Source organism: Bacteroides sp. MSK.20.82 (assembly GCF_019052485.1).
GTDB lineage: Bacteria > Bacteroidota > Bacteroidia > Bacteroidales > Bacteroidaceae > Bacteroides > Bacteroides thetaiotaomicron.
Map to the genome: position 1 here is coordinate 1 of NZ_JAHQUN010000100.1, position 5,027 is coordinate 5,027.

The 5,027-nt window shown below is 32.0% G+C and carries 6 protein-coding genes; all 6 read right to left on the reverse strand.

Features of this window, described 5'->3' with window-relative positions; translation table 11 throughout:
• Window positions 1–473 (reverse strand): hypothetical protein (locus tag KTR07_RS27675; RefSeq protein WP_217315561.1); only part of this gene is annotated, 473 nt, incomplete at its 3' end.
• Window position 474: 1 nt separating this feature from the next.
• A complete protein-coding gene (locus tag KTR07_RS27680) occupies window positions 475–1,149 on the reverse strand; it encodes a hypothetical protein (RefSeq protein ID WP_004295374.1) in 675 nt (224 codons plus the stop codon).
• Window positions 1,150–1,159: 10 nt separating this feature from the next.
• Window positions 1,160–4,000 (reverse strand): hypothetical protein, encoded by a 2,841-nt coding sequence (locus KTR07_RS27685; protein ID WP_007660146.1) that lies wholly within the window; start codon window positions 3,998–4,000, stop codon window positions 1,160–1,162.
• A 5-nt stretch (window positions 4,001–4,005) separates the two neighbouring features.
• Entirely contained in the window at window positions 4,006–4,305 is a 300-nt protein-coding gene (locus KTR07_RS28880; RefSeq protein WP_004295371.1) for a hypothetical protein, read from the reverse strand.
• Between the two features lies 1 nt (window position 4,306).
• Window positions 4,307–4,621: a DUF4134 domain-containing protein gene (locus KTR07_RS27695; protein WP_004295370.1), complete on the reverse strand. Its 315-nt coding sequence runs from the start codon at window positions 4,619–4,621 to the stop codon at window positions 4,307–4,309.
• A gap of 19 nt (window positions 4,622–4,640) precedes the next feature.
• Window positions 4,641–4,982, reverse strand: a complete 342-nt coding sequence (locus tag KTR07_RS27700; protein ID WP_007559113.1) for a hypothetical protein — start codon at window positions 4,980–4,982, stop codon at window positions 4,641–4,643.
• Between the last annotated feature and the right edge of the window lie 45 nt (window positions 4,983–5,027).

Sequence of the window (5,027 nt, forward strand, 5' to 3'; positions counted from 1 at the left end):
TGTTCTTTATTACCGCCATTAGAAGAATATTCGACAAGTTTTTTATTTATATCATTAAGAATATCATTTCTACGATTTTTAGTTAAAGTATATTGATAATCAATTTCTTTATCTCCAAATTTGAAGAGTTCCTGTCTATATATGGTATCAACATTATACCCTTCTTTTTCTGTTTCTGATTTATTGTACTCTACGGCTGCCATCATGGGAATTTCTTGTGACTGGAAATTACGTCTATCTTCCTTCCCGTATTTGTCGTGTAACCCTAAGCCCGGCAAAGGAATTTTAATACCCAAAACCTTTTTATACCATATCCAGTAATGATACCATTCTGGTTGTAGTCGTACTCTATCCATAAATTCCATATTATTAAGCACGCTCCATTTCCCTTTATCCTTTACAGGCATTTGGGAATAGGTATTAGAAGTACCAATAATCAACATTAGGGAAAAAAATAAAAGCACTCTTTTCATATTATCTTTTAGGTTTTACTTTATAATTCTGTAATAAATCATCAACTAATTTTGAACGATTATCTTTGTATTTAAATACCCCCGGAGCTAATGTTTGTAATACTCCATTTCTTTTTGCTGTTTTCATCTGTCGGCATACAGCGTATGCTATACCTCTCATGTTTCTTAGTTCATTAATAACATACTTAAGCAAGTCTATTCTTTGCTTATTATCCATAAGGTTTACATCTGTCCCGACAATAGCGACCTGATAAATGTATTGTGTCAAATCCGCAGTGCGATTTACTAATTCTAGCTCTGTTTTTGCTGACACCAATAATAAAGCCGGGTCACCTACAGCAAGTTCAACCATTTGTTTTTGATATTTACCAATATCTGCTGCAATATCAGTGCAGTAGATAATATCTTTTCCTGTTTTTATGATGGCTTCTACAGATTTTAGGCTATTATAAAATTTGCTTTGGAAAAATTCAATCTGAACCATTTTTTCACTGATTTGTTTTTGTATAAGGCTTATTTGAGCTTCATTCTCTTTCACTTTAGAGAAAGAAGTATGTTGCACCTTATGATTAGCTATAAGTGTTTCCATACAGGTTATATCCAAGACTGCCTTTTGCGAATATGCAACTTGGGTTAAAGTAGATGCTACCACTAAAATAAATAGGATTTTCTTCATGATATTATCTTTAACGGTTTGTAATCCATTTGTATTTATCTAGGATATATTTATATAATGGTTGTTCCCCTATGATGTTAAGTATATCTTTTAGGCTTCCATCATCGGAGTGATACCCTAGTACCTTATTGACTTGTAAAACCCAATCCATATTTTTTAATTTGGAAGATTTTAGGTCTATTATAAAATTATCCAATCCTGTTTGGAAACTACCATAAATGATATGATAATATCCAACAGCATCTTTTTCAATTCGTTCTGTAGTAAATGTGAAATATTCGTGTAGAGAAACCTCTACTCCAAATACATTTCCATAATTTCCTCTTTTTATAAATACTTCATTAAACCGATTACGGTTTTCTTTATTGGGAAGTTGATTTATGGTAAATATTTGCTTTTGATTTACTTCCGTTAGGGATAAAAGATTTGCTATTTCTTGATATTTGTCTATAAATTTACTTTGGTCTAATAGGCATATAATATCGGAGTTGCTGATTATAGAGTTTTTGACTACAGGATTACTAATTATGTCCTCCAGTTCTTGAGTAACAACCATTGCCATACCCCAAAATTTACGAACTGTTTTATACAAATAGAGTATATAGCCAGCCATCATAGGGCTAGCTATGGCTTTCCATGCTTCTTCAATTATTAATGCCTTTCTGTTCTTTTTTAATCTCATTTTTTGAATAAAAACGTCCATAATAATTAAGGTTACTATTGGAAATAATTCAGGGTCATCTTTAATTGCATCAATTTCAAAAACTATAAAGGGTTCTTCAAAAAGGGAAGTGTCAAAATCCTCATTAAGAGTTTTTTCTAACTGTCCTCCTTTATAGAATTTTTTTAATAGAAACTTATAGTTAGTAATATCAAAATCAATTTTGTTCTCTTTGCAAATGATAGGTATAATGCGTAGGGAAAATTCGTAGAAAGAGTTAAAAGATAAGCTTTCAACTTTTATTTCTTTCAATATATCTTCCTTCTTCTGGATTCGTCTTTCTATTATAGAAAGTAATCTAGTTTCAGGATTATCAAGCTCTTGGCGTGTAAAGCCTTTTTCGATGAGAATGTTTTGTATCGCTTTTTCTGCGTTGGTTTTTTCTCCGCCTTCTCCTTTTTCTACTAGTTGCTGTAATTTCTCTATTTTTTCGGAAAGTATCTTGCGTTCTTCTTTTTCCCTTTCGTTTTCAAATTCTTCTTCATTGACTTGAAATTCGAGTAGTAAATTTTCACGTATGGCTTCTTTTTCCGCATCTGAATAACCATTAAAGGGATGAAAGTAGAAAGAATAGTATTTTTCTATGGTAATATCCATAATTTCTTCTTCTTGCTTTTTGACCTCACCATTTGCACCTTTCCATATCAGGAAAATTAATGATTTAAGAAAGTTTTTCTTTTCTACATTATACTCTTCTTCAGTAATTCGGAAAGGATTCATAGATATAGGCTTGCTTTCAGAATAAGTAATGTATTTGCCATGATAGTATTCGCACATTCCTGAATAACTATGCCCTGTATCTACCAATACAATATCAGTGTTATCTAAAACCCATTGTCTTACTTTGGAGTTGACATAGAAAGACTTACCAGAACCACTTGGACCTAAAACAAAGAAGTTGGAGTTATTTGTATATTTTTTCTCACCTTCTTTCCCGGACATATCTATTCCAACAGGCAATCCTTGTCTGTCTGTAAAATAAGTAAGAAAAGGGCTGTTTTCTGTTACTTGTAATTTTTCCTTGAACAAAAGACAAATTGCAGCATCGGAAGTTGTTAGAAATTTGTCATAACTGTTTAGGTTGATTGCGTTTCCTGGCAGTGCACATTCGAATAATTCTAATTGGTTGAAACATTGTTTATTAATAATAATGCCACAATCAAAAAGAGATGTTTCAACATAGTTGATAGCCTTACTAATATCATCAAGACCAGCAAGAATTATATTATAATGTGCATATACAAGCATTTGCCCTTCTCTGGCAATATCCGACTGCACTCGTTCTATGTCTTCTACACATAAATCATTTGCAGGGTCAGGCATTCCTTTATGTTTTTTCTTTTTGCCTTCTAATTTGTTTGCTTCGTTTCGTTGGTCTGGAATATTTATTACTTGATTATAGATAATTGTGTCTATACCTGGTGTATCATGCAAAAAAGAGAGTAAGTCAACAGGAAACCTTAGCCCAATATTGACCTCTTTATATGGTTTTATAACAGAAGGAAAATTAACTTCGTCAATATCTACAAGAGAAATGCACTGTACGTTTTTTTCTCCAATTATAAGATTTTCTTCTCTTGCTTTGATATTTTTTAGGCTTACTGTTTGCTGATTGAAATTGATAGATAGAAATCTTTTTATATATATTTCTATTTCATTTTCATTTAATAGTTTAGCTCTTATTCCTCTGTTAGCGAATAGTCCTAATACTTTTGTGATGTTTCTAATAAAAGTATCAAACCTTCGAGGGTCAAAAGAAAAGAATTTAGACCTTTCTACTTCTCCTGTAATAACAAGATAAGTAGAAATATCAGTATATATTCGTCCTTTAAAATGTTCAAAATAACGATTTGATAAATAGTCGTTCTTCCTATTCTGGGGTGGTAAAAATGATTTTTTACATAGAATATCCTGTTTTTGTATTGTATATCCAGTTCCTAATACTTTGAGGATATTAGTAAATAAGTGGTGAAAATCATAGTAAGCATCCATATCTGCTGAATACTGTATTATCGGATTTTCACATTTAATGATAACAGAATAGTCGCCCCTTCGGTTATAGAATATAGGAGTATTGTCTATTGTTTCAATACCAATATAAGGAGCTTCAAATTCACTTTTCTTTTTCATAAGCTTTATTTTTTTCTATCTCTTATAAAAGTGCGTGATACTATATATATGCCTTTTCGTTTATCTTTCCTGTGAAGCCCTTTTCTTTGTAATTGCGATGTTATTCCTAACCCTCCAAACATAACTATTACAAGAGTTATACCTCCCCACATAAAAGAAGCCAGAGTAGAAACAATAGCACATAAAAGTAAAGCACTAATAATACAAGCTCCACCGATATATATGAACTTGCCTTTAAATCCTTTGAAAATAAGGGGCTTTTGTAGCCCCTTATATACATTGTAACTTGGATACTCTTTCGACATATTAGATTCCGAAGAATGCTTTTACGACAACACCTGATACAACCAGAAAGATACATGACCCCATCCAGCCCATAACAGCCTTTTGTACATCTTGGTCACCAGAGTTCCATTTTAAATAAACTCGCACTGCTCCAACTAATCCTACTAGACCTCCTAGTATCATCATCATGTTTCCTAGGGGGTCCATGTAGGTTGCAAGTTCAGAACTAGCTGCATCAATTCCCGCAGCACCTTGTGCAAAAGTGTTAGTTACTACCATTATGCTAATGGCTAAAGCGAATGCTCTTTGAGCAATTTTTGAAAAAAACTTTTTCATTTGAATAAAAATTAGTTGTTTATTTGTTAAAATTTACGTGTGAAAACATGCTTTTCCCTTTAGCAAGAAGTTGTTCCATTGGAATACCTTGTGTTTCAACTTCCATTTCAATAGATTCATTTACAGATACATAATTCTGTTCAGATTCTTTTTTTTCATCTTCTTTTTCGTATGAGCCTGTTTCAAAATCTTCATCTACAACTTTGTGAGGTATTTCTTCTTCCTCTCCTATTGAAATAATTTCTTCTTCTTCACCTGTATTGGTTTTGCTTTGCTTTAGGAAAGCATCATACAGGATGTTTGCAGCGTAGTAAACTACATAAATGGCAAATACAGCCATGATAAATTGTGAATAACTCATATTCTTAAATTTAAAAGTTTCATTAATCGACCCTTTTTCTGTACT

Bases quoted from the DNA above. Each gene is read 5' to 3' on its own strand.
- KTR07_RS27680 (WP_004295374.1), bottom strand. From the start codon at position 1,149: ATGAAGAAAATCCTATTTATTTTAGTGGTAGCATCTACTTTAACCCAA.
- KTR07_RS27685 (WP_007660146.1), bottom strand. From the start codon at position 4,000: ATGAAAAAGAAAAGTGAATTTGAAGCTCCTTATATTGGTATTGAAACA.
- KTR07_RS28880 (WP_004295371.1), bottom strand. From the start codon at position 4,305: ATGTCGAAAGAGTATCCAAGTTACAATGTATATAAGGGGCTACAAAAG.
- KTR07_RS27695 (WP_004295370.1), bottom strand. From the start codon at position 4,621: ATGAAAAAGTTTTTTTCAAAAATTGCTCAAAGAGCATTCGCTTTAGCC.
- KTR07_RS27700 (WP_007559113.1), bottom strand. From the start codon at position 4,982: ATGAGTTATTCACAATTTATCATGGCTGTATTTGCCATTTATGTAGTT.